General features: G+C 43.9%; 5 protein-coding genes. 4 read left to right on the forward strand and 1 reads right to left on the reverse strand.

Translation table 11 applies throughout. The features are described from left to right. Nucleotides 1-494 (forward strand): DUF3347 domain-containing protein (locus tag VL525_RS18050; RefSeq protein ID WP_325388435.1); only part of this gene is annotated, 494 nt, incomplete at its 5' end. Nucleotides 495-601: 107 nt separating this feature from the next. Here the strand turns inward: VL525_RS18050 and VL525_RS18055 are convergent. Then, nucleotides 602-949, reverse strand: a complete 348-nt coding sequence (locus VL525_RS18055; RefSeq protein WP_325388436.1) for an iron-sulfur cluster assembly accessory protein — start codon at nucleotides 947-949, stop codon at nucleotides 602-604. A 90-nt stretch (nucleotides 950-1,039) separates the two neighbouring features. Between VL525_RS18055 and VL525_RS18060 the strand changes: the two genes are divergently transcribed. The 3 genes from VL525_RS18060 to VL525_RS18070 all read left to right on the forward strand — a co-directional run. Then, on the forward strand, nucleotides 1,040-1,573 hold the full coding sequence (locus VL525_RS18060; RefSeq protein WP_325388437.1) for a hypothetical protein: 534 nt from the start codon (nucleotides 1,040-1,042) through the stop codon (nucleotides 1,571-1,573). A gap of 6 nt (nucleotides 1,574-1,579) precedes the next feature. Continuing rightward, nucleotides 1,580-3,124 carry an acyl-CoA mutase large subunit family protein gene (locus VL525_RS18065; RefSeq protein ID WP_325388438.1) on the forward strand — a complete coding sequence of 515 codons (1,545 nt, stop codon included), beginning with the start codon at nucleotides 1,580-1,582 and terminating at the stop codon, nucleotides 3,122-3,124. A 359-nt stretch (nucleotides 3,125-3,483) separates the two neighbouring features. Beyond that, the coding region (locus VL525_RS18070; protein WP_325388439.1) for a chromosomal replication initiator protein DnaA at nucleotides 3,484-4,454 on the forward strand (971 nt) is incomplete at its 3' end.

Below are 4,454 nucleotides of genomic sequence, written 5' to 3' on the forward strand. Positions count from 1 at the left end.
CAATGGTGGCGCTGCTTGTTCTATTAAGCTTTGCCACTTATAGCAGGGCACAAACCAGTGTCGGCACGTCTATCAATAATGTATTAGGCACATATATAGAGCTAAAAAATGCTTTGGTAGCCGATGATAATGCAACGGCACGACAAAAAGCCAAGACATTGAACGACGATATAGCCGCGATGCAAACAAAAGACATGACCGCAAAAGAGCAGGCCACCTGGAAAAGCTATGCCGACAAACTAAGTTTCGACAGCCGACATATCAGCGAGAGTGGCGCTATTGATCACCAGCGTGAGCACTTTGCTTCGTTATCAAAAAACGTATATGCAGTCTTGAAAGCCTTCCCGGTAAATGCATCGCCGTTCTACTGGCAATATTGCCCCATGAAAAAAGCTAATTGGCTAAGCGATAAGCAAGCTATTGAAAACCCGTACTATGGTAAATCCATGCTGAATTGCGGTAGCGTGAAGGAAACTTTGAAAGGCAGTAAATAGAGACAAGAGTCAAGAGCCAAGAATCAAGACTTTGAATTTGTATAAATGAAAAGGCGCTGACATTTTTCTCAGCGCCTTTTCTATATCTTGACTCTTGAATCTTGTCTCTATACAGAGAACGATGTTCCGCAACCGCAGGTTTTGGCGGCATTAGGGTTGTTGAATGTAAAACCACGGGCGTTCAGGCCGTCCTGAAAATCAATCTCCATACCTAACAGGTACATGCCATGTGCTTTGTGCATGAACACGCGCAGGCCTTCAATGTTGTATTCTTGGTCGCCGTCTTTTTTCTGGTCAAAACCTAAAACGTAGTTCATGCCGGCACAGCCGCCACCCTCAACGCCAATACGCAGACCAAAATCGTCGCTTATTTCTTGCTGATCTTTTAATTTATGTAGTTCTTTAACGGCTCTTTCGGTAACAGTTACCGGTGCGGTTTCAACAGCAGTACTCATCTTATTTTTAATTAACTACACAAATATAATGTAAAATGCGGATTTTTGTTTCGGTGCCCCTATTTATGACTTGTGCCTAACATAAATTAAATGATGACGTATTATCCTTTTTTATTAGACATTGTAAAATATACCGTAGCCGGCCTGGGTGTGGTGTGGATAGCCTTTTATCTGCTAAGGCCATACCTTGACCGCAATGAAAATATACAGCTTGCCGAATTGAAAAAAACCATCAGCGGGCAAACTTTGCCGCTGCGCCTGCAGGCTTATGAGCGGGTGGTGTTATTTATTGAAAGAATAAATCCGGCCAATATGCTGGTGCGCATGAATAACCCCGACTACTCGGCTGCCGAATTATATATGCTGATTGTGGCCGAACTGCGCAATGAGTACCAACACAACGTAACACAGCAGATCTACGTAAGCCCGGCTACGTGGGCCATTGTTAAGCGCTTAAAAGAAGAAACACTAGCCGTAGCTAATAATGCCATTAAGGATCTGCCTGAAACCGCAACCGGTTTAGAATTTAGCCGTGCTGTACTTACCCACATCAGCGCATCTGAAAATAATCCGTACGATGCCGGTTTGGCTTTGATCCGCAAGGAACTGGAGCAATTATTTTAGAAGGCGATGGCTCAAAAACGGAAAACTACATCGGGCATCGAGATTAAGGAGGTTTATACCGAGCCTTCAAATATGAATGAACTTCCCGGCGAGTTTCCATATACCCGCGGCATACAAAAGGATATGTACCGCGGAAAGCCCTGGACAATGCGCCAGTACGCCGGCTTCTCTACCGCCGAAGAATCGAATAGACGCTATCATTATTTACTCAGTCAGGGTACTATGGGTTTGTCGGTGGCGTTTGACCTGCCTACACAGATCGGTTATGACTCAGACCATGAGCTTGCCGAAGGCGAGGTGGGTAAAGTAGGGGTGGCTATTGATTCGCTGAAGGATATCGAGATTTTATTTGATGGTATAAAGCTGGCTGATATCACCACGTCCATGACTATCAACGCCACGGCTTCTATTCTGCTGGCCATGTATATCGCGTTAGCAAAAAAACAGGGCGCAGATTTAAAGCAATTATCCGGAACTATACAGAACGATATATTAAAGGAATACGCCGCGCGCGGTACCTATATATATCCGCCGGCGCCGTCCATGCGGTTAATTACCGATGTTTTTGAGTATTGCAGTAAAGAGTTGCCTAAATGGAACACCATATCTATATCCGGCTATCATATTCGCGAAGCAGGGTCGACAGCGGTACAGGAGCTGGCCTTTACGCTGGCTAACGGTAAGGCTTATTTAAAGGCTGCGCTGAGCAAAGGTTTGGACATAAATGTATTCGCCAGGCGATTGTCCTTCTTCTTTAATTGCCACAATAACTTTTTTGAGGAGATAGCCAAGTTCAGAGCAGCACGCCGCATGTGGGCCAACATTACCAAAGAACTTGGCGCTACTGATCCCGGCGCACAGAAGCTGCGCTTCCACAGTCAAACAGGGGGCTCGACGCTCACCGCGCAGCAACCTATGAATAATATAGTACGCACCACTACGCAGGCCCTAGCCGCGGTTTTGGGTGGTACGCAGTCGCTGCATACCAATGGTTATGACGAGGCCCTATCGTTACCAACTGAGGCCGCCGCGCAGATTGCTTTACGCACCCAGCAGATCATTGCGTTTGAAAGCGGCGTCACCGATACGGTCGATCCGTTGGCGGGTTCATACTTTATAGAAGCGTTGACCAACGAGCTTGAGGCCGCTGCCTATATATATATAAATAAGATAGACGCCATGGGCGGCTCGGTAAAGGCCATTGAGCAGGATTACATCCAGCAGGAGATTGCCCATGCCGCTTACCAATATCAAAATGAAATTGAGGCTGGCGAGCGCATCATTGTCGGCGTAAATAAGTTTGTGAAAGAAGAGCCACCAATGGCCAACGTGTTCAGGGTTGACGATACTATCCGCCTGCAACAGATAGAAAAAATCAAGGCTTTAAAAGCTAGTCGGGACAACGATTTGGTGGTCGAAAAACTCAAAGATCTGAAGGTTGCTGCCCAGGGAAATTCTAATTTAATGTCATCGATATTATCGGCAGTTGAAAGTTACGCTACTTTGGGTGAGATTTCGGACGTTTTTCGTGGTGTTTTTGGAGAATATTAGAGCAATCAGGAATATAATTGTTAATAAGTCCGGATCTGTATGGCAAGATCATCTCCATCGTAAGCCATTGAGTGCGCGTGCAGACTTTGAGTAATAAGATAAATAATCGGCCTAAACATCTGTAAATGCAATGTTTATTGTGAGTAAGGTTATAAACATGTTGATAAGTGGGCAAAATATACTTTTTTCACTCCAAAAAACTACAAAAAATCCAGCACTTTTTTCAATATTTATTTTCATAAAAAGTGAAAAAAGAATTTTTTACTTCGCTTTTTTTTCGAATATTCGATGTTCCGTAGCAATCCCAATGAATGTGTCGCTGGGGGGTTGAAAATCAATATTTTAGTTAGAACACCGTAATGGAAAAAACTTGTACAAACGTCTGGAATAGCTGTCTCCAAATCATAAAAGATAATATACCTGCGCAGAGCTTTAAAACATGGTTCGAGCCAATTAAAGCATTACGTATGGAAGGTAGCGTTCTGACCATCCAGGTGCCAAGTTTATTCTTTTATGAATGGCTGGAGGAGCATTATGTTCAGCTGCTGCGCAAAACCATTAAGAAACAATTGGGCGAAGATGGCCGTTTAGAATATAATATAGTGGTTGAGCAATCATCAACCAGTAAACCGTATACTACTAATATGCCATCAAACGGAAACGGCGCCGAATCAAAAAATCAGTCGATGCCGATCCCTATTTCTATAAATAAGGATATCAAGAACCCGTTTGTTATTCCCGGACTGAAAAAGCTGAATGTCGATCCGCAACTAAATCGTCAATATACCTTCGAGAATTTTGTTGAGGGCGATTGCAACCGTCTTGCCCGTTCTGCTGGTTATGCGGTGGCTGCTAAACCGGGTGGTACTTCATTTAACCCGTTAATGATTTACGGTGGCGTAGGTTTGGGTAAAACTCACCTGGCCCAGGCTATTGGTAATGAAATTAAACGTACGCTGCCGGATAAGCTGGTGTTATATGTATCGTGCGAGAAGTTTACGCAGCAATTTGTTGATGCCTTAAAGCATAATAACATTAATGATTTTGTGAATTTTTACCAGGCTATTGATGTGCTGATCATGGACGACGTGCACAACTTTGCCGGTAAAGAAAAAACACAGGACTTCTTCTTCCATATCTTTAACCACCTGCATCAATCAGGTAAGCAACTCATTATTACTTCTGATAAAGCACCTAAAGACCTTGCCGGTTTAGAGGAGCGCTTATTGTCAAGATTTAAATGGGGACTGAGCGCCGATCTGCAAGTGCCTGATCTGGAAACCCGTATGGCTATTCTGAAAAACAAAACCTATCAGGATGGTATTGATTT

Source organism: Mucilaginibacter sp. (genome assembly GCF_035492695.1).
Lineage (GTDB): Bacteria > Bacteroidota > Bacteroidia > Sphingobacteriales > Sphingobacteriaceae > Mucilaginibacter.